This window comes from Sphingomonas sp. SKA58, assembly GCF_000153545.1.
Classification (GTDB): domain Bacteria; phylum Pseudomonadota; class Alphaproteobacteria; order Sphingomonadales; family Sphingomonadaceae; genus Sphingobium; species Sphingobium soli.
The window spans coordinates 1,146,576-1,170,007 of the sequence record NZ_CH959307.1; the positions used below are offsets into that span (position 1 = coordinate 1,146,576).

A 23,432-nucleotide genomic window follows, 5' to 3' on the forward strand; every position below is an offset into this window, starting at 1 on the left:
TATAGTCATTCGCGCGGCGGGTTGAAACCGCAGACGCGCAGAAACGAACGCCTGATCAGAAGCGGACGGTCAGCGACGCTGCGACCTGGTCGGCGTTGCCACTGGTCTGCGCCAGGGTGGTTGCGGTGACGGTGGCGGGCGCCGGGAAATAGCTGTCGGGACGGATGATATTCGCCTTCTCGACGAAGGTGTGTGCGTAGCTGAGGTTGAGCGCCATCATCTGCGACACGTTCCAGGTCGCACCGCCGGTCAGCCAGACGCGATCGCCGTCGGGCACGCGGGTGGTCAGATATTGCGGATTGGTGGGCGTGCGGTCGAACATCGTGCCAGCCCGCAGCGTCAGCGCGGGACTGACATCATATTCACCACCGACGCTGACTGAGTAACTGTCCCTGTAATCCAGTTCCTTGTTGGTTGTACCAGCGGCGGACGTGACCGCAATGCCCTTGAACTTCGACCAGTTATACCATTTGCCGGTAATCATCGCGCGCAGTTGCGGCGTCAGGCGATGCATCATGCTGACGGTAACGATATCAGGCAGATCGAGCGGAGCCGTCGCGGCAAATTCACCATTGGCGGCCGTCAGCGGCGCGGCCACGCCCGAAATGATCTGCGTACCCTGCAGCTTGTGACTGATGCCCGACCGATAATGCACACCGAAGTTCGTGTCGCCCGTGGTATAGAACAGGCCCGCATTCCAGCCCACCGTCCAGTCATCGCCCTTCAGGCTGGTGAAACCATCCGTCGGGACAAGCGGCGACACCTGCGGCAGCGCGTTGGTCAGCGTCGCCTTCACATATTGCACGTCCACGCCGCCGCCGATCGACAGATTGTCAGTCAGCTTATAGGCGGCCGAAGGCTGGATATTATAGGTTTTGAGGTTGGTGTAGAGCGAATCATAACGCCCGAAGAAGTCATCGTCATATTCCAGTTTCAGGCCAAAGGGCGCGTTCACGCCCAGGCCCAGCCACAGCTTGTCGGTCACCTGCGCGCTGGCATAGAAGCTCGGCACCGGGATCACGCTCTCGAACGGATTGCCACCATCGCCGCCCGTCACGGGCACGCGCACTGTCGATCCGGGGACCGAACGATAGCTGCCACGATTGGTCTGATGCGCCGACGCCATCAGCGCCGATGCGCCAGCCGACAGCTGCACGCCCTGAAGTTCCGTCATCGCCGCGGGATTGAAATAGATGGTGGACGGGTCGTCCCCGGCCGCAGCGCCGCCCGAAAGCGCGCGGCCAATCTCGATCGGCGACTGTTCCTGCAGGTAGAAACCGCCGGCGAGCGCGGGCACCGGCAAAGCGAGTGCGGCGGTTGCAAGAAGGGACCAAGGCAGACGGCGGTTTAAAGACATGGGGTGCATCCTCTAATTGTTGGCGACTCTTCTTCGGTCCCGGGCGGACGCTGGCTGCAACGCGCGAACCGGGCTTATGACGCAGGCGACTTACCAAAGATGTCGTGAATTTCCAGTATATGCGCCGTCGTTCATCGCACTTTTGCAGGTGGTCGCGCAGGCGCGCACCTCACTGACGCTACGGCTGCCAGACGATGAAGCCCGGCAACGAAGGCAAAAAAAAGCCGCCCGGAAAGGCGGCCTTGAAGTTTTAGGAGAGGATGCCTGAAAGGCCTGTTCTGTTTGCGGTGCAGCACGGATTATCGCAAATGCGAATGGATCATCGATGATTGCATTTTCTGCAACTGGATGATTTTTGCCTCCTTTCCCTAGGGGAAAGTCGCGTTAAGACCTGCATCATTCTGCCGTTGGGATACACCCCCCTCATCCTTCCCCGGCCGGATTCCTGTGGATCCCGGACTTTTCCAGCTGCGAATCGAGGATCATGAGCATATCGGCCAAAACAGATTCGTCCGTGGCCTCTGCCCGGACCACCAGCGCTGCTTCCGTGTGGGACGCTCGCAGAAGCCACCATCCCAGCGGTTCGCGCACGCGTACGCCATCAACCAGATTAAGGTCGGCACCCTTGGCCTCCAGCCGTCCGCGCACCTCATCCACCACCGTAAATTTGCGCGCTTCCGGCACCGATATGCGGATTTCCGGCGTGATGATGCTTCGGGGCAAGCCTTCAACCATATCGGTCACGCTCCGCCCCAATCCGCCAACGGCGCGGATCAGTCGGACGGCGGCATAAAGTCCGTCGTCATAACCGGGATAATCGTCGGCGAAGAAAAGATGCCCTGTCGTTTCCCCGCCCAGCGGGCTGCCAATCTGCTTCATTCTGGACTTGATATGGCTATGCCCGCTCTTCCACATCATGGGTTGGCCACCCAGCGCGGCGATCCGGTCGAACACGGTCTGGCTGGTCTTGACGTCGGCCACGATCGGCGCGCCAGGCCGCGCTTTGACCACCTCTTCGGCGAACAGGCCAAGCAACTGATCGCCGGGAATCGCACGGCCCTGTCCGTCGATCACGCCGATCCGGTCGCCATCCCCATCGAAAGCCACGCCGAAATCGAGCTGCTTATCCAGGACCAACGCGCGCAGGTCAGCCAGATTAGCATCCTTGCTGGGATCGGGATGATGATGGGGAAATTGACCGTCTATATCGGTAAAGAGCAGATGATGCTCACCAGGGAGCAGCTGCGTCAGGCGCTCCACCGCCGGCCCGGCCGCGCCGTTGCCCGCATCCCAACCGACACGGCACGCCGGACCGTCAAAGCCCTGCATCAGTCGCGCGACGTAAGCGTCCAGAACAGGATGGCTTTGAACGCAGCCCACGCCCTCATCCCAGTCCTCCGCCGCAGCCAGAGCGCCCAACGCCTGTATCTCAGCCCCGAAAAAAGGTGCATGCCCCTTCACCAGCTTGAAGCCATTCTGATCGGCGGGATTATGGCTGCCGGTTATCTGAATGCCGCCATCCACATCGCCCGTATATTCGGCATGATATAGCATCGGCGTCGGCCCCAGGCCGATACGCGCCACATCGATTCCGGTCGTAACCAGACCGTCGACCAGAGCCGCCTCCAGCATCGGGGAACTCAACCGCCCGTCATAGCCCACCGCGACGCGCCGCCCGCCGCTGCGCGCGACGATCGTCCCGAAACTACGCCCCAGCGCCCAGGCGTCGGCCTCATGCAATGTTCGTCCCACCGTGCCGCGCAGGTCATAGTCGCGCAGCAGCGTGGGATCGAAGCGATGGCTCACCGCCCTGCCCGCTCCTGCAGCAGCAGATCGCGCGCGGCATTGATCTGCGCCGCCAGCGCCTCTGTCCCACCCTTGTCGGGATGAACAGACGCGATCAGGCGCCGATGCGCCGCGCGGATCGCATCGGCATCGGCATCCGGGCCAAGCCCAAGTAGCGCGCGTGCGCGCGCAATGTCGGCGTGATCAGCCGTCGGGGCAGGAGGGATCGCCCGTTTGCGCCGCCGCGCGCGCGCCTGCCCCTGTTGCGCGAAGAACAGCGCGACGCTGATCAGCAGCGGCGCGCCGATCACTGGCTTGCCCTTTGCCGCCAGCACCGCCCCCACCAGCGCTGCGCCCAGGGCAATCCCGTCCTTCGCGGTCATGCGTTGCAGCTTGCCGGTCCAGATCAGCCAGATGGCGAGTGCTGCGATCAGCAGCGTCAAAACGCCCATCAGGCAACGCCAAGCAGGTCTACCGACGCGGTCCCACCCTGCGTCGGTAGGGCAAATCCTGCAACCATCTCCCGCAATTCCTGTCGCGCGGCGATGTGGCTGACACCCAGTTCGCCCAGATGCCCCTTGTCCAGCAGGGTCAGGCCTGACGGGAAAAGCTCGCGAAAGATCACGCGTTCCGACAGACCGGGGATGACCCGGAAACCGACCCGGCGCGACAATTCCATCAGTGCATCGCCCACCCGCTTCTTGTTGCGCGCATCATGATGCTGGACGCGGTTGCGTAGCACCACCCAATCGATCGTGACCCCGTCCACCTTTGCCCGCGTCTTGCGCGCGTCAAAGATCAGTTCCGAATAGAAGGATAGGCGCCGCACCTTGAAGGTTTCAGGATCGACCTGACCGATGAGGTCGAAATCAACGAAACTGTCGTTCATCGGCGTCACCAACGTGTTGGCGTGGGGCGCCAGATGGCGCGCGAAGACATCGTCGCGTCCCGGCGTATCGACGACCAGGAAATCCTTGCCCTGCGCCATCTCCACCACCTGATCGTCCAGCGCGTCGGTGCTGTCGCCGGTAAAGACCGAAAAATCGGGCACTGGCAGGTCAATGCCGCGGCGGCGTGCGGTTTCAACGCGGTTTTCCATATAGCGGGTGACCGTCCGTTGCCGCGGATCGAGGTCGATAAGGCCAACCTGGTGCCCCAGGGCGCTGAGCGCGATGGCGGTATGAACGGCCGTCGTCGATTTGCCCGTACCGCCCTTTTCATTGGCGAAGATGATGAGATGCGGCTGAGGATTGCCCATTGCCCCTGATAACCCCGTTGACTGTCGCAATGATGATTGACGCTCGCGCCGGCACCGGCATAGCAGGACGCCATTATTTCCTCGCCCTTATCGGAGCCCATCCTCCCGTGCAAACGCTGCGTGACCTGCCCGCCCTCCGCGCCGCTGTCGATGCCCTGCGCAGCGACGGACGGCCGATCGCTCTGGTGCCCACCATGGGCGCGCTGCATGACGGGCATATGGCCCTGGTGGAGGAAGCGCGCCGCCACGGACGCCATGTCGTCGTGTCGATCTTCGTCAACCCTCGGCAATTCGGCCCGAACGAGGATCTGGACGCCTATCCAAGGCGCGAAGCCAAGGACGCGCAGTTGCTTCAGGCAGCCGGCGTTGCCATTCTCTGGGCGCCGAGCGTCGACGTCATGTATCCCGCCGGATTTGCCACCAATATCAGCGTGTCCGGCATCAGCGAAGGACTGGATGGCGCAGCGCGGCCCGGTCATTTCGACGGCGTCGCCACGGTCGTGACCAAATTGTTCAACCAGGTCCGGCCCGATGTCGCGATCTTTGGTGAAAAAGATTATCAGCAGCTTGCCGTCATCCGCCGTTTCGTGGCCGACCTTGACCTGCCTATCGAGATTGTCGGCCTGCCGACGCAGCGGGCCGAGGACGGCCTCGCCCTGTCGTCGCGCAATGCCTATCTGACCGAAGACGAACGCAAAAAGGCGTTGGCGCTGCCGCGCGCGCTGGGCGAAGCCAAGCGGCAGATCGAACGCGGCGATCCAGTCGATGGCGCGCTGGCGCAGGCGATAGCGACGCTGTCGGCCCATGGTTTTGGCCCGATCGACTATATAACCCTGTGCGACGCGACAACGCTCGAGCCGATACATAGGCTTGATCGGCCGGCGCGGCTGCTCGGCGCGGCGAAACTGGGCTCCACGCGCCTTATCGACAATATCGCAGTCGATCCTGCCTAAACGCAAGCAGGGGGATCAGAAGGGTTTCACGATCACCGCGATCACGATCACGGCCGCCGCGATCCCCGGAATTTCGTTCAGCAACCGCAACTGCCGGTCGCCAAGCGGCCGCTGCCCCTTGGCCAGCTTCTTCGTGTAGCTCGCGATCCAGCCATGATAGCCGGTCAAACCCAGCACGAAGAGCAGCTTGAGGTGGAACCAGCCGAACTGCCACGCACCAATTTCCACCATCAGCATCAACCCCAGCACCCAGACCAGCACCAGCGAGGGATTGAGGATGATCTTGAGCAAGCGGCCTTCGCGTTCGATCCAGCGCTGGTCTTCGGGCGATCCCGGCACGGTTTCCTGATGATAGACGAAGAAGCGCGGCATCATGAACAAGCCCGCCATCAGGAAGATGACGAAGATCAGATGGGCGGCCTTCACCCACAGATAAGCGGCGCCAAGATAGGCCATCAGCTGCAATCTCCTTGCTGTCGCACATAGCTAAGAAGCGCCTCGACATGCGCAATGGGCGTGTCGGGCAAAATCCCATGGCCAAGGTTGAAGATATGCGGGCGATCGGCAAAGGCGGCGCGGATCGCGTCCACCGCTTCCTCCACCGCGCGCCCGCCAGCAATCAGCGCCAGGGGATCGAGATTGCCCTGCACCGGCATGCCCGCCGGTAAGGCGCCATGCGCCCAATGCGGATCGATCGTTTCGTCCACGCCAACAGCATCGACGCCGGTTTGCACCGCATAATCGGCCAGCTTCGCGCCCGCCCCCTTGGGAAAGCCGATGACCGGAACATCGGGATGGCGTTCTTTCAGCGCCGCGACGATGCGGCGGTTGGGGTCGATCACCCAGCGTTCGAACTGGATCGGCGCCAGGCTGCCGGACCAGCTATCGAATAATTGTACGGCCTCGACCCCGGTCGCGATCTGGCCGCTCAGATAAGTGACGGTGGCGTCAATGATCGCGTCGATCAGCGCGGCGAAGCGATCGGGCTCGCAATAGGCCATGCGCCGCGCCGCGCCATGATCCTTGCTGCCCTGGCCCGCCACCATATAGGTCGCGATCGTCCAGGGACTTCCCGCAAAGCCCAGAAAGGTGACATTGGGGTTCAGCGCGGCCTTCACGCGGCGCACCGTGTCATAGACGGCGTCAAAACGCGACCATTCGGGCGTCAGCGCCGACAGGTCCGTCTCCGCCAGGATCGGCGCGAGGCGTGGGCCTTCGCCGGCCTCGAACCACAAATCCTGCCCCATGGCATAGGGCACGATCAGGATGTCAGAAAACAGGATCGCTCCGTCAAAGCCGAACCGGCGCAACGGTTGCAGCGTCACTTCCGCCGCGGCGGCGCTGTCATAGACCAGTTCCAGAAAGCCGCCCTTATCGGCACGCAACTCGCGATATTCCGGTAGATAGCGGCCTGCCTGGCGCATCAGCCAGACTGGCGGCACTGCCGGACGTTCACCCCGGAGCACGCCCAGAAGTTTCTTGTCGGCGCCATGGGCCGGGCCGTTCAGGCTCATCAGACTCTCACTTAATTAAGATTCAAAAAGGATGATGCAGATGTTGGTGCGTTGGCAGCGGGGTTAATGCGCTGTGCCCGGAATTGCCAACAGATTGACTCTGGCGATTGACGCAATCGCGTCCGAGTCAGGCAATCTGCCCCCGCTATCCACAGGCTGTGGATGAAATCCAGCGCCTGTGGGAGGGGTGTGGATAAGAGTCCGGTCAGTGGGGAGGGACCAAAACCGCGATTTCATCCACTGATTCCTCCCTTGCTTTATCCACAGCCCTTCCACACAGATGGGCACATGGCGCGTATCCACCTCCACCTTCTGTCAGATTCCACCGGGGAAACGCTTGAAAATATTGCCAAGGCGGCGATCGGCCTGTTCGAAAATGTCGAGGCGATCCGCCATTTCTGGCCGATGGTGCGGTCGGAAGTCCATCTTGACCGGATCATGGAGGATATCGCCGCCAATCCGGGCCTCGTGCTGTTTACGCTGACGAACCATATGCTGCGGCGGCGGCTGGAAACTCGCTGTCGCGCGCTGGGTCTGCCGCATGTCGCTGCGCTCGACAGCGTGGCAGACGCCCTCTCCAACATATTGGGGCAGGAAACCCGCACTCGGCCAGGCCGCAAACATATATTGGACGAAGCCTATTTCGCGCGGATCGAGGCGATCCAATTCACCATCGCGCATGATGACGGCGTTGGCCATGAGAATTGGGAGGAGGCCGATATCGTCCTGGCGGGCGTTTCGCGTGCGTCCAAAACGCCAACCTCCATCTATCTCGCCAATCGCGGCTACAAGACCGCCAATATCCCGCTCGTACCGGAATCGCCGCCGCCGCGCAGTCTCTACACTCTGCGTCATCCCATGGTCGTGGGGCTGACCGTCAGTCCCGAACGGTTGATCCAGATTCGACGTAACCGGTTGCTCTCGCTCAACCAGGCGCCTGAAACCGCTTATGTCGATATCGACAAGGTGCAGGATGAACTGGCCTTTGCCAGGCGCATGTTCGCTGACCATGGCTGGCCCGTCATCGACATGACGCGGCGGTCGATCGAGGAAGCCGCCGCGGCGATCATCAACCTCTTCAACGACCGAGTGCTCGCGGAGGGAGACGGCGCATGATCGTCCTTGCCTCGCAAAGCGCCAGCCGCCGGGCGCTGCTGACGGCGGCGCAGGTGCCCTTCGAGGCGCTATCCCCCGGCGTGGACGAAGATGCCGCCAAGGCGGCGCTGCGCGCCGACGGGCTGGACGCCCGCGCGCTCGCCGATGCCCTGGCGGAACTCAAGGCGCTGAAGGTGTCGCGCCGCGTGCCCGGCGCGCTGGTGCTGGGCTGTGATCAGACACTCAGCATCAGCGACGGCGCGGAACGGGGCGAGATGATCGACAAGGCGACCGACCGAGCGGATGCCGAACGCATCCTGCGCCAGCTTTCGGGCCGCGTGCATCATCTTCACAGCGCTGCGGTGATCGTGCTGAACGGTGAGCCGATCTGGCGGCATGTCGAGCGGGTGCGCATGGCCATGCGGCCGTTGTCGGAAAACTTTATTACTACCTATCTGGACAGCGACTGGGACGAATGCCGCTGGTGCGTAGGCTGTTATCGGATCGAAGGACCAGGCGCGCAGCTCTTCAGCCAGATTGAAGGCAGCCAGTTCGCGATCCAGGGCCTGCCGCTTCTTCCCCTGCTTGACTTTCTGCGCGTGCGTGGCGTTCTGAAAGCATGACCGACAAACTTCCCTATGCCGAGGTAATCGGCGATCCGATCGCGCACAGCCAGTCGCCCCTCATCCATAATTTCTGGCTTGAGGCCCTCAATATTGAGGCGGAATATCGCAAGACGCACGTGACAGCCGATGGCCTCAGCACCTATTTCCTTCAGCGACGCGCCGACCCGGACTGGCTCGGCTGCAATGTCACCATTCCGCATAAAATCGCAGTACTCGATTATGTCGATGATCCGGGCGGCGTGCGCGACCGGATCGGGGCGGTCAACACCATTGCCTCGGAAACCGGCGGACCGTTGATCGGCACCAACACCGACGCGGGCGGTTTCCTCCAGCCATTGCTGCGCGACGGCTGGCAGGGCCAGAGCGCCGTCATTATCGGGTCAGGCGGCGCGGCGCGGGCGATCCTCTTCGCGCTGGCCAGCCTGGGGGTTCCCGACATCAGCATCATGGCGCGCGACGCCGCCAAGGGTCAGGCGCTGCTTGATCGCGCCAGGGTTAAGGGCAGGGTGCTTGGCATGGCCGACGCGCTGCCGGCCGCTGACCTGCTGGTCAATTCAACCTCGCTCGGCATGGTCGGGCAGCCCGCGCTAGATCTTGACCTGACGCCGTTGCCCGAAAAGGCGATCGTCTACGACATCGTCTATGCCCCGTTGGAAACCGGCTTGCTCAAAGCTGCGCGCGCGCGGGGTTTGCGGACGCTTGATGGCCTTGAAATGCTGATCGGGCAGGCGGCGCTGGCCTTCGACATATTCTTCGACGCGCAGCCGCCTCGCGAACTGGACGGGGAATTGCGCGAACGGCTCCTCGCCGCCCAGTCATGAAGGTCTATGGCCTGACCGGCTCGATCGGCATGGGCAAATCGACCGTCGCGGCCATGTTCCGCCGGGCCGGGGTGCCGGTATTCGATGCCGACGCGGAGGTGCACCGGTTGCAAGGCCCGGACGGCCCCTTGCTTCCCGCTATCGAAGCCCGATTTCCCGGAACCACGGGTCCCAAGGGCGTGAATCGTGCCAGGCTGGGCGCTGCCGTCTTCGGCGATCCGCAAGCGCGCAAGGCGCTGGAGGCGATCGTCCATCCGGCCGTCCACGACCGGCGCAAGCGGTTCCTGAAACGCCACCGCGCCCGCGCTTTCGTCATCCTCGACATACCGTTGCTGTTCGAAACCCGTGGCGAAAGGCGGCTGAACGGCGTGATTGTCGTTACCGCACCGGCGTGGAAGCAGCGTCGACGCGTGCTCGCCCGGCCCGGAATGACGGCGTCCAAATTCCGGCAGATCGTCAACCTGCAAACTCCCGATGCTGTAAAGCGGACGCGGGCTGACTATATCATCAATACGGGTACGAGCTTAGCCGAAACGGCCGCACAGGTTCGCCGTCTGGTCGCTTGCCTTGGCCGCCAGACAGGCAGATAAGGGTTAGCCCACAGAGTCGATTGCGAGGGCGATGCGCGAGATTATTTTCGATACCGAAACGACAGGGTTCGACCCTGCATCCGGCGACCGGATGGTGGAGATTGGCTGTATCGAACTGGTCAATCGGGTGCCCACCGGACGCACGTTCCACGCTTATTATCACCCCGAACGCGATATGCCGGCGGCCGCCTTTGCCGTGCATGGCCTGTCCGCCGATTTCCTGGCCAAGCATCCGGTCTTTTCACTGGGCGCGCTGGAACTGCTCGATTTTCTGGAGGACAGTCCGCTGGTCGCGCACAATGCGCGCTTCGACTTCGGATTCCTCAACCATGAACTGACATTATGCGGCCATCCGCAAGTCGGCATGCACCGCATGATCGACACCGTCGCGATTGCCCGTCAACTCCATCCAGGCGCCAAACACAGTCTGGACGCGCTCTGCACCCGCTACGGCATCGATCGCAGCCATCGCGTCAAGCATGGCGCGCTGCTGGACGCGGAATTGCTGGCGCAACTCTATATCGAACTGACCGGCGGCCGTCAGATCGGCCTGGGTCTGGCACAGGAGGAGGCAAAAGAGATCGTCAGGGTGGAACTGACGGAAAGTCCCGTTGTTCGCCCTGTTCGTCCTGCGCGCGTCTTCATGGCGAGCGCGCAGGAGCTGGAACGGCACGCCGCGTTCGTCGCGACGCTGGACAGGCCGCTCTGGCTGGAGGAGGCATAGGCCCATCAAGGACCTGTGCCTTCACGCCAACCCGGCCGCCCTCCCGGCGGTTCGGCAAGAATAAGGAGAAGGCATATGGATATTCGTGTTTCCGGGCATCAGGTCGAAACGGGCGACGCGCTCAAGCAGCATGTCTGGGATCGGCTCGAGGCGATGGCCGAGAAATATTTTTCCCGCACGATTTCCGCCCAGGTCACCTTCCGCGGCGCGCCGCACGGCGCTTTTCATTGCGACATCGTCTGTCATGTCATGACCGGTCTTATCCTCAAGGGCGCGGGCGAAGCGCAGGAGGCGCATCCGGCCTTCGACCAGGCGGCAGAGCGGATAGAAAAGCAGCTGCGCCGCTATATGCGCCGTCTGAAGGACCGCAGCCAGCAGGCCGCAGCCGCTGAAGCGCAGCGCGCCAACGGCTTTAGCCTGGATGATGTCGATGGCGCAGGCTACACCATCTTTGCCGGCGGCCGCGAAGAGGAAGAACCCGATGACGCGCCCCTGATCGTCGCGGAAACGCGCGTCGACATCCCAGAGGCGAGCGTATCGGATGCGGTGATGATGCTTGATCTGCGCAACACCAATGCCCTGCTTTTCATGAATGCGGGCACATCGACCTATAATATGGTCTATCGTCGCCAGGATGGGACGATTGGCTGGGTTGAGCCCCGCGCCTGACCCCTTGCGCCCGGCCCCGCTGCTGTTGACCTTCCGGGTCGGGCGGCTTATGGGGCCGGGCTTCACAGTCCCCGAGCATACGCGCATAATCTTCCCCCTGGCTGAGCGCGGCTCGGCTGGTTCGGAATGGTCATGGTACAGTTCAACGATATCGTCTCGCCCGACGCGCTGGCCGCGCGGCTCGCGATCAATGGCAAGAAACAGCTGTTTCAGAAAATCGCGGCGCTCGCAGCGGATGCCTATGGCCTTGATGCTGCGATCGTAGCCGAGGCGCTGTTCGACCGCGAGCGGCTTGGGTCGACGGGATTTGGCGGCGGCGTCGCCATTCCGCATGCCAAGATCCCCGGATTGGCCCGCATGTGTGCCCTGGTCATTCTGGCCGACCCCGCCATGCCGTTCGATGCCGTGGACGAGGCGCCGGTCGATATTATCTTCGCTCTGCTTTCGCCGGTGGACAGCGGCGCCGAGCATCTAAAGACTCTGGCGCGCGTGTCGCGTTACCTGCGTGACGATCATAATGTGGCGCGCCTGCGGGGCGCTAGTTCGGCCGAAGCGCTTTATGCGCTCCTTGCAGGCAGCGGGACGCGTGACGCAGCCTGAAAATCCGAGCGGGGAAGCCGCGCATTTTCGCGCGCTGGAGCAGCTTTATCGTTCCGCGCCGATCAACCGCCTGTTTCGATCCGATCTCGTCATCACCGAAGCAGGCCGGTCCCGCATCGACTTCGATGTCGATGAAAGCCAGTTCCACGCAGCCGGCGCAGTGCATGGCACCGTCTATTTCAAGATGCTGGACGATGCCGCCTTCTACGCGGCCAACAGTCTGGTCAGCGATCGCTTCCTGCTGACGACCGCCTTCAACCTGCTGTTCACCCGCCCGATCGGGCCGGGACGGATACGCGCGGAGGGGCGCTGGATCAGCGGCAAGCGACGGGTCTATGTCGCCGAAGCGAGCCTGATCGGTTCGGACGGAGAAGAGGTCGGTCGGGGAACGGGCACCTTCATGCGCTCGCAATTCCCCTTGTCCTCGCTTCCCGGCTATGCCGCCTGATCCCCGCCTGACCAGCGCGATGCTGGTCGGAGCGCTGCGACGGCGAGTCGTGGAGGCGGGCGGATTCGCCACCATTCTTGTCAAAGGCGATGAGATAAGCGGCGTCATCCTTGTCCAGGCGGTGGAACGCGGACGGGAAGCAGGACTTTTTGAACGAGTGCCGAACCTTGATGGCGGATATGCGTTAATGCGTTGTGGTCCCGCCCCGGTGGAAGGGCCCGAAGCGCTATCGGCTTATATCGAGCGCCGCCGCAGGTCTGACCCGGACCTGTGGGTAGTCGAACTCGATGTCGCGCAAGCGGAACGGTTCGCCGCTGAAACAATTTGCTGATCGTTGACAGGCCGTCATGGTCCGGGCAGAGGCGCGCGACGCCATTGCGCAGGTTGCCGTTTCGTCCATGGGGGGCGGGTCTGGTAAACACGCAGACGGGAGGCGGCCGGTCGTCGCGACAATAGGGTTACAATAGACGACGCCCCGGCCAAGAACCGCTTGTTTTTGAGCTGAAATGAGTTTTCGTTTGAGAGCTGCGATCGTCGCAGCCTTTGCCTTGTCCGCGGCCGCCGCCATGTCCGCTTCTGAAATGTCGATCGCTGGCGAATCCATCGCCTCGGTGACGTCCTTGCCAAAGACTGTACCCGCTGCCACGCAGCCTGCGGTCGTCTTTGCCGCTCCGCGCGAAACTGCGCAGCCGCTGGATTCCGACCATGTGGCCGGTTCCTCTTCTTCTTCCGACTCCGATTTTTCGGCAACCAGCCTCGCTGCTTTGGTCGACGCCCAAGGCGCACCCGAGGAGCTGGACGGCGACATGCAATGCCTGGCCGGAGCGGTCTATTTCGAATCCAAGGGCGAAAGCCTGGAAGGCCAACTGGCCGTCGCGCGCGTGATCATCAACCGCGCCAAGTCCGGTCGTTTCGCTGACAGCCTGTGCGGCGTCATCTATCAGCCCAGCCAGTTCAGCTTCGTGCGCCGCGGGTCGATGCCGCCGATCCGCATGGAAAGCCGCAGCTGGCGCCAGGCTGTCGCCATTGCGCAAATCGCGATGGAGGACAGCTGGGACAGTCGGGCTGAAGGTGCGCTCTTCTTCCACGCCCGCCGCGTTTCGCCGGGCTGGGGCAAAACCAAATTGGCCTCGATCGACAATCATATCTTCTACCGCTGATCCCGCCGGACTTGCGGACAAGACAAAAGACTGAGCCGGTTCGGACTGCCCGAATCGGCTTTTCTTTTGTTCCTATATTGTTCTAATGGTTAGGCATGAATAGCATTGCACAAGACGGCTGCTCCCCGCTTACCGACGGCACGGCCATGGCGGTCGCGCGCGGGACGTTGCGTCTCTTTTTTCGGCATGACATGAGCGGCATCCTGGAAGTGCCGCTGCCCAATGGCCGGCGTGCCGACATCATGGCGATCGACAGCGCTGGGCGACTGACCATCGTTGAAATCAAATGCAGCCGCGCCGATTTGCTGGGCGACATGAAATGGCCCGATTATTTCGACTATTGTGATCGTTTCTACTGGGCTGTGCCAGCAGGTTTCGACCTTAGCCCATTTGAAGGCGAATCGCTCTGGCCGGCGCGCACGGGACTGATCGTCGCCGACCAATATGACGCCGAACTGGTACGCCCTGCGCCAGTCGAACCCCTTGCCGCCGCCCGGCGCAAGGCGGAAACCCTGCGCTTTGCCCGTCGTGCGGCCCGCCGTCTTACCGCGCTGGCTGACCCGGATCATGCCACGGAATTGGGCTGGTAGCAGCCTTTCCCCGCGCCTTTACAACCGCCCGCGCCGCGTCCAGTTCAATCAGCAAGTCGGCCTGCGCCGGCATATGGTCGAGCATGTGGCGCGTGATCCGTTCATAATGCTGAAGGAAGCGGGACAGGGCAGCGTCGTCCATCCCTTTGCCGGCCGCGCGCAGGGGTTCTTCCTGTTCGCTGCGCCATCGATGAACGACCGAAAAATCGGGCGCGGCCAGAAAGACAAGGCAATCGATCCGGTCAAACAACCGTTGATAGGGTCCTGCCAATGTCGTGTTGACGACGTGACGCCAGCGTCCGTGCGCATCCTCGTCGCGCTCCAAGGTGTTGATCGGCGCTTCCAAAGCGTCAATCGACTGCGCCCGGGCGCCGACGCACCACCCCTCCAATAGCAAGAGGCGCGTGCCTGTCGGGGCGTGATCCCATTGCGCCTGCGGCAGGCGGTCATCGCTACCCTTGTCGAAGCGCGGGAGCGCCGCAGCCACGCCGCGTTCAAGAGCCGAGATAACCTCAACGCCAAGGCCAATGTCATGCGTGCCCGGCACCCCCCGCGTGCGCAGCAATGGATGCACATCTCGCGCCAGCGCAGTCCGCTCGGCCTTGGTGAGATACAGGTCGTCGATGGACAGCAGCGCGGTCGGCACATGCGCGTTTTTCATGCGTGTCTTGATGGCTGCGGCAAGGGTGGATTTCCCGCTGCCCTGCGCGCCGGCGATCCCCACGATCGTCAACGGATCGGACACCTGCGCCAGGGTCCGCGCAATCATTGCCGTGGCGATGTCAATGGCGTTCAACCGCCCACCTTCCTGTTCATCGGCCTCAGCCGCTCAGGGCAATGCCGCCACCAGCAGCTTGTCGATCTTGCGCCCGTCCATGTCCACAATCTCGAACCGCCATCCCTGGTCATCCACGAAATCGCCTACCTCGGGCAGGCGCCGCATCAACCAGAGCGCATGGCCGGCCACCGTCGCATAATCACGGTCTTCCGACAGGCTGATGTCGATCCGGTCTGCCAGTTGGTCGATCGGCATCTGGCCCGACACCAGCAGGCTGCCGTCCTCCCGCTCCACCAAGTCCGGCTCGTCAAAGGCGTCGCGGTCCGACGCGAAATGCCCCGCGATCGCGGACATAAGGTCGGCTGGCGTCACAATGCCTTCGAAATGACCATATTCATCATGCACCATCACCATCGGCACATCCGACCGGCGCAGCACTTCCAGCGCGTCCATGGCATCGACCTGATCGGGTACGATCTCCGCCCGGCGCATCAATATGTCGAGCGTCAACGCTTCCCCCCGAAACAGGGCAGTCATGATGTCGCGCGCCTGGACGACGCCGACAATATCCTCGACCGACCCGCGCCCGACCGGCAGACGGGTATGGGACGTCGCCAGCAGCCGGGCGCGAATCGTTTCCTCGTCGGCATTCAGGTCGATCCAGTCGACATCCATACGCTGGGTCATCACCTCGCGCACTGGCCGATCGGCCAGGCGCACCACGCCCGAAATAATCGCGCGTTCGCTTTCCTCGATCACGCCTGACCGGCTGGCTTCCGCAACGATCAGGTGCAATTCTTCAGCTGTGACGTGATTTTCCGATTCGCGATCCATGCGCAACAGCTTGAAGATCAGCGCGCTCGATCCATCCAATATCCAGACCAGCGGCGCGGTCAGCCTAGCCAGCCACAACATTGGCGTCGCGACCAGCAGGGCAATCGTCTCCGGCGCGCGCAAGGCAAACTGTTTGGGCACCAGTTCGCCCACGATCAGCGAGGCATAGGTCGTAAGGCCAATAACGAGCGAAAAGCCGGCTGTGGCTGCGATATTAGGAGCCAGGCCCAGAGCCTCCAGTCGCTGGCCAACGGGACCGCCCAAGCTCGCGCCTGAATAGGCACCTGCGACGATTCCGATCAGCGTGATGCCGATCTGTACGGTCGACAGGAAGCGGCCAGGATCCGCCGCCAAGTCGAGCGCGACCCTGGCACCCCGGCGCCCCGCCTTTTCCATCGCCTGCAGCCGGGGCCGCCGCGCCGATACGATCGCAAGCTCGGACATGGCGAAGACGCCATTGAGCGCAACCAGCGCCAGGATGATGACGATGTCGACCCAGGGAAAGGGCGTCGGAGTTGGGGAGGGGATCGTGGCCATGGTGGTCAGTTGCCCCCTATAGCGCCTATTCTTTCAATTTCACAACATCACCATCATCGGTAGTTCAGTTCGGCTGTGGAACAAAGATCGAGGCTTGGCCATTTGGGGGGCCATGCGCTCCTTTTGCGGGCGGATAAAGACAAGGGAACGGATATTATGAGGATTTCTCATCGCATCATGGGCGCGGCGGGTCTGGCCGCCATGTTGGCAACCACCGCTTGCACGACCGATCCGAACACCGGTCAGCGGTCGATTTCCAAGGCGGCGATCGGCGGCATCGGCGGCGCGCTGGGCGGCTATCTGCTGGGCGATCTGGTCGGCGGCCGCAATGATCGCACCGAAAAGATTCTGGGCGCAGGCATCGGCGCTGTCGCGGGCGCGGGTATTGGCGCTTATATGGACGCGCAGGAGCGCAAGCTGCGTGAGGAAACCGCCGGCACCGGCGTCGATGTGATCCGTGACGGCGACAATCTGCTGCTGCGCATGCCGTCGGGCATTACCTTCGGCTATGACCGTGCCGACGTGCAGCCACAGTTCCAGCCGACGCTGAATGATGTCGCCAGCGTCCTGGCCCAATATCCCAAGACCTATATCGACGTATATGGGCATACCGACAGCGATGGGTCGGACGCCTATAATCAGACCTTGTCGGAACGGCGTGCGCAGGCAGTCGCCAATTATCTGGTCGGCCGGGGCGTCCAGTCGGCGCGTATCGGCACGCGCGGCTTTGGTGAAACGCAGCCGATCGCGTCCAACGCAACCGAGGAGGGCAAGGCCGCCAATCGCCGCGTCGAAATCAAGATCGCGCCGGTTACGGAAGCCGACGTTCGTAACTGATCCGTCTCGCTTTTATGAACATGGCTGCACCCGGTCCGCTCGCGGATCGGGTGCAGCCATTTGGAAGGCCTATCGGATAGGTCGCAGTGGCAGACCTTATCCCTTCATTCCTGCAAAGATACGCCCGGACTGCGGGGGTCTGCCGCGCCGACCCAATGGCCATCGGCGGTGCGTTCGGCGGCATTGGCCTTGAGGCCGAGCGGGCTCAGCGTCACATGATGGCCCAGCTTCTCGAGCGGCGCCTTCATGGCCTCTAGCGATGTGCCCTGCTCCAGCACCAGACCGTCCTTGTTATAATAAATAAGGCCATGCGCGATCGAGTCCTGCGCTGACAGCCCCCAGTCGAAATGCGCGATCAGCGCCTTGGCCACCTGCATGATGATGGTCCGCCCGCCGGCTGCGCCCACGGTGAAAATCGGCACGCCTTTGTCATCGTACACGATGGTCGGCGACATGGAGGACAGCGGTCGCTTGCCAGGCTCGACGCGGTTGGCGACCAGCTTCCCGTCCTTTTCCGGCGCAAAGCTGAAATCGGTAAGTTCATTGTTCAGGATCACGCCATTGGCGACCAGCTGGCTGCCAAAAAAACTTTCGATGGTGGAGGTCCAGCTGGCGACATCGCCATTGCGGTCCACTGCCACGAAATGGCTGGTGCCGGCCTCGGGCTGCGGCCCTGCCGCGGTGCGCGGCTGCGCTCCGGGCGGTGTGCCCGGTTCATATGTGCGCAACGACCGATCCAGCCGGATCATGGCGGACCGGCGCTTCAAATAAGCGGGGTCGATCATGCCGGCGACCGGCACCGACACGAAATCGGGATCGCCCAGCCAGGTATCGCGATCGGCATAGGCCAGCTGCATCGCTTCGCCGATCACATGCCAGCTGCGTGGATCATCCTTGCCCCATTGGCCCAGCGGGAAGCGTTCGACCATGCCCAATATTTCGAGAACGGTCACGCCGCCGGCTGATGCCGGACCCATGCCGCACACGGTATATGCGCGATATTTGCCGCACACGGGTTTGCGCATTTTGGCGGTATAGCCGGCCAGATCTGCGGTCGTCATCGGCACCGGATTTTTGGGCGCGTCCGTCACCGCCCTGGCGATGGCCTGCGCGTTTTCGCCCAGGTAAAAGGCGTCCGGCCCTTCCACAGCTACCCGCTTGTAGAGCGCGGCGAGCGGCGGGTTCTTGAGCAGCGTGCCCACCGGCGGCGGCGCGCCATCGACCCAGAAATAGGACTGGATTTCAGGAAAATCCTTCCAGATATCCTTCAACCGGTTGAGCGCAGTCGCTGTGCGCTCCCCCAGTTCAAACCCATCCTGCGCCAGTTTGATCGCCGGCTGGAACAGGTCGGCCCAGGGCAGCTTGCCCCATTTGCGATGCGCTTCCCATGCCAGCCGCAGATTGCCGGGCACCCCGACCGAATAGCCACCCGGCCAGGCCTGGATGAAGGGCAGGGGCTTGCCATCGGGGCCAAGGAAGCGGTCGGGCCGCGCGGCGGCCGGCGCGGTTTCGCGCCCGTCGATCGATTCCAGCAGGCCGGTGCCGCCATCATGATGCATCAGGAAGCCGCCGCCGCCGATGCCGCTATTATGGGGTTCGACAACGCCTAGCGTCAGCATCATCGCGATCGCGGCGTCGGTGGCGCTGCCGCCCTGGCGCAATATCTCCTGCCCGGCCTGCGCCGCGCGCGGGTCGGCCGCCGAAACGGTGGCGTTGAGCGCGACCGGTGTGCGGGCCAGCAGCGGCGCGGGAACCGCTATGGTGGTCGTGAGAAGGGCGAGCGGGGCCAGGGCGGCCGAGAGGCGGAACGTCATGACCGGCACCCTAAGCGCTCTGCGACATGCCGCAACCTTTTCGATAGCGTCATCATGCTCCGTTGAACGGATCAGGCGTCTCTTCCCACCAATTCGGCGATGGTGCGCACCCCGTCGCGCATCATCAGCGCCTTCAGCCCGGCATTGATGCGCCGCGCCAGCCAGGGGCCTTCATAGACAAGCGCGCTGTAGATCTGCACCAGCGATGCGCCGGCGCGGATTCGGTCATAGGCGTGCTCCGCGCTTGCGATGCCCCCCACGCCGATCAGCGGTAGCCGATCGCCCAGCAGCCGCCGGAAATCGCGCAGCCGCGCCAATGACAGGTCGTTGAGCGGCGCGCCCGACAGGCCACCGGCCTCCGTCGCGTAAACGGACCGTAGCGGTGGCCGGCTGGTGGTGGTGTTGGACACGATGAGCGCGTCTATCGCGTGATCGGTGCAGGCAGCGGCAATGTCCTCCATGTCCGCGGGCGTCAGATCGGGCGCCACTTTAAGGAAAATGGGCGTCCGGTCCGCGCCGCGCGCCGCCATCACCGCCCCCAGCAGATCATCGAGCGCCGCGCGGTCCTGAAGCGCCCGCAGTCCCGGCGTATTGGGCGAGGAGATATTGACCGTCAGATAATCGGCGAGCGGCATCATGCAGGTGACGCCCGTGACATAATCGGCAATCCCCCGGCCCGCCGCCGTCGCGTCCTTGTTCGCGCCGATATTGATGCCGATCACCGGACCTTCGCCCTTGGGCCGGCGATAGCGGGCGATTCGGTCGGCCGCTGCGCCCTGGCCGCCGTTGTTGAAGCCGAACCGATTGATGACGGCCCGGTCCTCGACAAGGCGGAACAGACGGGGCTGAGGATTGCCCGGCTGAGCCAGCGGCGTAAGCGTGCCCAATTCTGCAAAGCCAAAGCCCAGGCTGTGCATCTTGTGCGCGACCCGTCCGTCTTTGTCATAGCCCGCGGCAAGGCCAACGGGATTGGGAAAGCGCAGACCGGCAACCTGACTTTCCAACATCGGGTCGGCAGGAAGCGGGTGCGCCGTCGGCGTCATGCGCAGGGCGGCGATCGACAGATTATGCGCGCGTTCAGGGTCCAGCGCGAAGAGCAGCGGACGGATCAGGCGATAGGACATGGCGGCGCTATGCCAGCGCCGCCCATCGCCGTCGAGTCACTGTGACAGCTCCGCCACACGCCCCGACTCCGCGTTACTTAATGACAGCAAACGTCATCATTGAGACCGTTTCGGACGCAGAAATGTCCGTTCTGTCCAATAAACTTTCAATGATTCGGGCGTAAAGCGCTCCTGCGACCCGAAGGCTCCTAGGCCCTATGGCCAACGAGACCTTTTCCTGACCCGGCGGTGAAAACCGTCGGGTCATTTTTTTGCCCCTCTGCCATTGCTGGCGCGGGTCGCCATTGGACTTCATGGCCCTTGCGTATTGTGACGTCAGGCGCATAGTGGGCGGCGGGGTGAAAATATGGGGTCGCATCAGGCATCTAAGCCGGCGGGCGCGGTTGCGTTGCCGGATGAGCGGGGTCCACTGTCCTATGCGGTGGCTGCGGCGCAGGGACCGGTGCGGCTGCACTATATGCCGCCGCCCGAGCGGCTGCGTCTCTATTTCGGTTCGCTCTATCATTTCAGCGTGACCGCTGATTCCTACGCCGACGCCACGCGCGCCGATGTGCCGCAATTGCGGTTCATGCTCAGCGGCAATGGTCATTACCAGTTTCAGGACGGCGCGAAGGTCGCAACGCCGACCGTGTGCCTGCTCGGACCGACCATGGGGGCAACCCGGTTCGTGCTGAATGGCCCGGCACGCGTGCTGGGCATTTCCCTGTTGCCTGCTGGCTGGAGGTCGCTGTGCGGACAGGATGCAAGCGACCTTGCCGACCGGCTGCTCGACTTTACTGACGTGCACGAAGGCGTCTTTGCCGCCTTGCTCGATCGCCTGCGGGATATGGACGCGGCTGACGGCGATGCCATGGCGGATCTGGTCTGGACCCAGCTTGGGCGGATCGTGCAGCCATTGCGGAAGGCGACTTGGGAATTGCTCGCCGCCGTCGATGCCTGGCTGATCGGCGAAGGTTCGCCGCGTATCGAAGCGCTGGCGGAAGCCACCGGCCTGTCGCAGCGCCAGCTCGCGCGGCTCACTAACCGCTATTATGGCGCGCCGCCCAAATTGCTGGCGCGCAAATATCGGGCGCTGCGCTGCTCCGCCCGGATCGCGCTGGATGGCGAAAGCTGGCAGCAATTATGCGAGGAGGCCGGCTTTTACGATCAGTCGCATTTTATTCGCGAAATCAAGCATTTCATCGGCCTGACCCCGCATCAATTGCAGACTGAACCGTCGGCGGTCGCGCAGCTGACGCTGTTGCGTCGATCCTTGGGGAGCGACATCGCGATTCTCAATCGCCTGTCATAAATACCCTTGATTCCCGTGGCGCAGGCGACCACATGCGCAATCGGATGGATTCGATCCGATTTGAGAATGGTTCGCAATGCGCTTGTCGAGTTTCGCTGATTATGCCGTGGTGCTGATGAGCGCGGCCGCGCGCCATTGTGGCGGCGCGCGGATGAACGCGACAACGCTGGCCGCCGAAACCGGCATTCCGCTGCCCACCGCGCAAAAGTTGGTGAGCCGGTTGTCGGGGGCTGGACTGCTCGAATCGAGTCGGGGCACGGGCGGTGGCGTCCGCCTGTCCCGCCCGCCCGCGACGATTACGCTGGCGGATGTGGTGGAAGCGGTCGAAGGGCCGATTGCCATGACCGCCTGCGCCGAAATGGGCGCGCATGACTGCAATCTGGAACGGGATTGCCGCATCCGCCCGCATATGAATGTCGCGAACAATGCGATCCGCCAGGCGCTGGCTGGAGTGACGATCGCGAGTTTGACGAGAGAGATGGCATGACCGACGACGTGACGACCATACGCAATCAGGAAGCGCTGGAGGCGGCCGAGCGCGCGTCGACCTACGAGCATGGCTGGTCATCCGCGATCGAGCAGGATTTCGCGCCCAAGGGGCTGAACGAGGATACGGTCCGCTTCATTTCGGCCAAGAAGGGCGAGCCGCAATGGCTGCTCGACTGGCGGCTCAAGGCCTTTGCCCAGTGGCAGACGATGGAATCGCCGGACTGGGCCAAGCTCAACGTCCCGCCAATCGATTATCAGGATGCCTATTATTATGCCGAGCCCAAGAAGAAGGCGGAGCTGAACAGCCTTGATGAGGTCGATCCCGAAATCCTCGCCACCTACCAGAAACTGGGCATCCCGATCGCCGAGCAGGAAATGCTCGCCGGGGTGAAGGGCAGCCGCAAGGTCGCGGTGGACGCGGTGTTCGACAGCGTATCGGTCGCCACCACCTTCCGGAAGGAACTGGAGGAAGCCGGCGTCATCTTCCGTTCGATCAGCGAGGCGGTGCGCGAATTTCCCGACCTAGTGAAGAAATGGCTGGGAAAGGTCGTGCCGATGCACGATAATTATTTCGCCACGCTCAACTGCGCGGTCTTTTCCGACGGCACCTTCGTCTACATTCCCAAGGGCGTGCGCTGCCCGATGGAGCTGAGCACCTATTTCCGCATCAATGCGGAAAATACCGGCCAGTTCGAACGCACGCTGATCGTCGCGGACGAAGGAAGCTATGTCAGCTATCTCGAAGGCTGCACCGCGCCGATGCGCGACGAAAATCAGCTGCATGCCGCCGTGGTCGAACTGGTCGCGCTCGACGATGCCGAAATCAAGTACAGCACCGTCCAGAATTGGTATCCCGGTGACGAGAATGGTAAGGGCGGCATCTATAATTTCGTGACCAAGCGCGCGCTCTGCCAAGGCCGCAACAGCAAAGTTTCGTGGACGCAGGTGGAAACCGGGTCCGCGATCACATGGAAATATCCCAGCTGCGTGCTGAACGGCGAGAACAGCGTAGGCGAATTCTATTCGGTCGCGCTGACCAACAACAGGCAACAGGCCGATACCGGCACCAAGATGATCCACAATGGCAAGGGCACCCGCTCGACCATCGTGTCCAAGGGGATCAGCGCGGGTCGGTCAAACAACACCTATCGCGGGCTGGTGCGCGTCGCGCCGGGCGCGGAGGGGGTGCGCAACTTCACCCAGTGCGACAGCCTGCTGCTCGGCGATCAGTGCGGCGCGCATACCGTGCCCTATATCGAGGTGCGAAACCCCTCGGCGCAGATCGAGCATGAGGCGACGACGAGCAAGATTTCGGACGACCAGCTTTTCTACGCGATGCAGCGCGGGCTGGACACGGAGAGCGCGGTTTCGCTGATCGTCAACGGCTTCGCCAAGGACGTGCTGCAACAGCTGCCGATGGAGTTCGCGGTGGAAGCGCAGAAGCTGCTGGGCATCAGCCTTGAGGGCAGCGTGGGATAAATGATGCACGTCAGCCGGGCCTGATCCGGCGTCCTGCCTGTCTTCTGAGGCGGCGGGAC

The 23,432-nt window shown here is 62.9% G+C and carries 26 protein-coding genes; 16 read left to right on the plus strand and 10 right to left on the minus strand.

The genetic code is table 11. The features are described 5' to 3' along the window. Positions 1-55 precede the first annotated feature (55 nt). From SKA58_RS14985 to SKA58_RS15000, 4 genes are all read right to left on the minus strand, one after another. Positions 56-1,357 (minus strand): OmpP1/FadL family transporter, encoded by a 1,302-nt coding sequence (locus tag SKA58_RS14985; RefSeq protein ID WP_037543276.1) that lies wholly within the window; start codon positions 1,355-1,357, stop codon positions 56-58. 423 nt (positions 1,358-1,780) lie between these two features. After that, positions 1,781-3,163 (minus strand): phosphoglucomutase/phosphomannomutase PgmG, encoded by a 1,383-nt coding sequence (gene pgmG / locus SKA58_RS14990; protein WP_009823312.1) that lies wholly within the window; start codon positions 3,161-3,163, stop codon positions 1,781-1,783. Continuing rightward, positions 3,160-3,594: a molecular chaperone DnaJ gene (locus SKA58_RS14995; protein WP_009823313.1), complete on the minus strand. Its 435-nt coding sequence runs from the start codon at positions 3,592-3,594 to the stop codon at positions 3,160-3,162. Before SKA58_RS14995 ends, pgmG begins: the two co-directional genes overlap by 4 nt. Beyond that, entirely contained in the window at positions 3,594-4,400 is an 807-nt protein-coding gene (locus tag SKA58_RS15000) for a division plane positioning ATPase MipZ (RefSeq protein ID WP_009823314.1), read from the minus strand. Before SKA58_RS15000 ends, SKA58_RS14995 begins: the two co-directional genes overlap by 1 nt. A 107-nt stretch (positions 4,401-4,507) precedes the next feature. Here SKA58_RS15000 and panC point away from each other — a divergent pair, with 107 nt between their 5' ends. Further along, on the plus strand, positions 4,508-5,353 hold the full coding sequence (panC, locus tag SKA58_RS15005; protein WP_037543703.1) for a pantoate--beta-alanine ligase: 846 nt from the start codon (positions 4,508-4,510) through the stop codon (positions 5,351-5,353). A gap of 15 nt (positions 5,354-5,368) precedes the next feature. Here panC and SKA58_RS15010 read toward each other — a convergent pair whose 3' ends face one another. Further along, on the minus strand, positions 5,369-5,809 hold the full coding sequence (locus SKA58_RS15010) for a CopD family protein (RefSeq protein ID WP_009823316.1): 441 nt from the start codon (positions 5,807-5,809) through the stop codon (positions 5,369-5,371). Beyond that, positions 5,809-6,867: a uroporphyrinogen decarboxylase gene (hemE, locus tag SKA58_RS15015; protein ID WP_009823317.1), complete on the minus strand. Its 1,059-nt coding sequence runs from the start codon at positions 6,865-6,867 to the stop codon at positions 5,809-5,811. Before hemE ends, SKA58_RS15010 begins: the two co-directional genes overlap by 1 nt. A gap of 288 nt (positions 6,868-7,155) precedes the next feature. On the opposite strand from hemE, the gene SKA58_RS15020 reads away from it, so the two are divergent. The 11 genes from SKA58_RS15020 (at position 7,156) to SKA58_RS15070 (ending at position 14,190) form a co-directional block, all read left to right on the plus strand. After that, entirely contained in the window at positions 7,156-7,983 is an 828-nt protein-coding gene (locus SKA58_RS15020; RefSeq protein ID WP_009823318.1) for a pyruvate, water dikinase regulatory protein, read from the plus strand. Next, on the plus strand, positions 7,980-8,585 hold the full coding sequence (locus tag SKA58_RS15025; RefSeq protein WP_009823319.1) for a Maf family protein: 606 nt from the start codon (positions 7,980-7,982) through the stop codon (positions 8,583-8,585). The genes SKA58_RS15020 and SKA58_RS15025 overlap by 4 nt, the downstream gene beginning before the upstream one ends. Continuing rightward, entirely contained in the window at positions 8,582-9,409 is an 828-nt protein-coding gene (gene aroE / locus SKA58_RS15030; RefSeq protein ID WP_009823320.1) for a shikimate dehydrogenase, read from the plus strand. The genes SKA58_RS15025 and aroE overlap by 4 nt, the downstream gene beginning before the upstream one ends. Further along, positions 9,406-9,999: a dephospho-CoA kinase gene (gene coaE, locus SKA58_RS15035; RefSeq protein ID WP_009823321.1), complete on the plus strand. Its 594-nt coding sequence runs from the start codon at positions 9,406-9,408 to the stop codon at positions 9,997-9,999. The genes aroE and coaE overlap by 4 nt, the downstream gene beginning before the upstream one ends. Positions 10,000-10,030: 31 nt before the next feature. After that, a complete protein-coding gene (gene dnaQ, locus SKA58_RS15040; RefSeq protein ID WP_009823322.1) occupies positions 10,031-10,723 on the plus strand; it encodes a DNA polymerase III subunit epsilon in 693 nt (230 codons plus the stop codon). A 75-nt stretch (positions 10,724-10,798) separates the two neighbouring features. Then, a complete protein-coding gene (gene hpf / locus SKA58_RS15045) occupies positions 10,799-11,392 on the plus strand; it encodes a ribosome hibernation-promoting factor, HPF/YfiA family (protein WP_009823323.1) in 594 nt (197 codons plus the stop codon). Between the two features lie 132 nt (positions 11,393-11,524). Further along, positions 11,525-11,992 carry a PTS sugar transporter subunit IIA gene (locus SKA58_RS15050; protein WP_037543705.1) on the plus strand — a complete coding sequence of 156 codons (468 nt, stop codon included), beginning with the start codon at positions 11,525-11,527 and terminating at the stop codon, positions 11,990-11,992. After that, positions 11,952-12,440 carry a PaaI family thioesterase gene (locus SKA58_RS15055; protein ID WP_037543280.1) on the plus strand — a complete coding sequence of 163 codons (489 nt, stop codon included), beginning with the start codon at positions 11,952-11,954 and terminating at the stop codon, positions 12,438-12,440. The genes SKA58_RS15050 and SKA58_RS15055 overlap by 41 nt, the downstream gene beginning before the upstream one ends. Before the next feature lie 19 nt (positions 12,441-12,459). Further along, complete coding sequence (locus SKA58_RS15060) at positions 12,460-12,771, plus strand: DUF1491 family protein (RefSeq protein ID WP_083784922.1); 312 nt, start codon at positions 12,460-12,462, stop codon at positions 12,769-12,771. A gap of 175 nt (positions 12,772-12,946) precedes the next feature. Further along, positions 12,947-13,600: a cell wall hydrolase gene (locus SKA58_RS15065; RefSeq protein ID WP_009823327.1), complete on the plus strand. Its 654-nt coding sequence runs from the start codon at positions 12,947-12,949 to the stop codon at positions 13,598-13,600. Positions 13,601-13,695: 95 nt separating this feature from the next. After that, positions 13,696-14,190 (plus strand): MmcB family DNA repair protein, encoded by a 495-nt coding sequence (locus SKA58_RS15070; RefSeq protein WP_009823328.1) that lies wholly within the window; start codon positions 13,696-13,698, stop codon positions 14,188-14,190. Here the strand turns inward: SKA58_RS15070 and SKA58_RS15075 are convergent. Together SKA58_RS15075 and SKA58_RS15080 are read right to left on the minus strand one after the other, a co-directional pair. Then, a complete protein-coding gene (locus tag SKA58_RS15075) occupies positions 14,144-14,959 on the minus strand; it encodes a kinase (protein WP_050763039.1) in 816 nt (271 codons plus the stop codon). The two genes, SKA58_RS15070 and SKA58_RS15075, sit on opposite strands and share 47 nt — an antisense overlap. A gap of 60 nt (positions 14,960-15,019) precedes the next feature. Further along, a complete protein-coding gene (locus tag SKA58_RS15080) occupies positions 15,020-16,339 on the minus strand; it encodes a hemolysin family protein (RefSeq protein ID WP_009823330.1) in 1,320 nt (439 codons plus the stop codon). A gap of 156 nt (positions 16,340-16,495) precedes the next feature. On the opposite strand from SKA58_RS15080, the gene SKA58_RS15085 reads away from it, so the two are divergent. Then, the gene (locus SKA58_RS15085; RefSeq protein WP_009823331.1) at positions 16,496-17,176 is read left to right on the plus strand and encodes an OmpA family protein; all 681 of its coding nucleotides are present in this window, start codon (positions 16,496-16,498) and stop codon (positions 17,174-17,176) included. A gap of 104 nt (positions 17,177-17,280) precedes the next feature. Here SKA58_RS15085 and ggt read toward each other — a convergent pair whose 3' ends face one another. After that, positions 17,281-18,990, minus strand: a complete 1,710-nt coding sequence (gene ggt, locus SKA58_RS15090; protein WP_009823332.1) for a gamma-glutamyltransferase — start codon at positions 18,988-18,990, stop codon at positions 17,281-17,283. Between the two features lie 71 nt (positions 18,991-19,061). Continuing rightward, entirely contained in the window at positions 19,062-20,114 is a 1,053-nt protein-coding gene (locus SKA58_RS15095; RefSeq protein WP_009823333.1) for a quinone-dependent dihydroorotate dehydrogenase, read from the minus strand. A gap of 346 nt (positions 20,115-20,460) precedes the next feature. On the opposite strand from SKA58_RS15095, the gene SKA58_RS15105 reads away from it, so the two are divergent. The 3 genes from SKA58_RS15105 (at position 20,461) to sufB (ending at position 23,373) form a co-directional block, all read left to right on the plus strand. Beyond that, a complete protein-coding gene (locus SKA58_RS15105) occupies positions 20,461-21,405 on the plus strand; it encodes a helix-turn-helix transcriptional regulator (RefSeq protein ID WP_009823335.1) in 945 nt (314 codons plus the stop codon). A gap of 76 nt (positions 21,406-21,481) precedes the next feature. Beyond that, positions 21,482-21,892, plus strand: a complete 411-nt coding sequence (locus SKA58_RS15110) for an RrF2 family transcriptional regulator (RefSeq protein WP_009823336.1) — start codon at positions 21,482-21,484, stop codon at positions 21,890-21,892. Continuing rightward, a complete protein-coding gene (gene sufB / locus SKA58_RS15115; protein ID WP_009823337.1) occupies positions 21,889-23,373 on the plus strand; it encodes a Fe-S cluster assembly protein SufB in 1,485 nt (494 codons plus the stop codon). Before SKA58_RS15110 ends, sufB begins: the two co-directional genes overlap by 4 nt. The last annotated feature ends 59 nt before the right edge of the window (positions 23,374-23,432 follow it).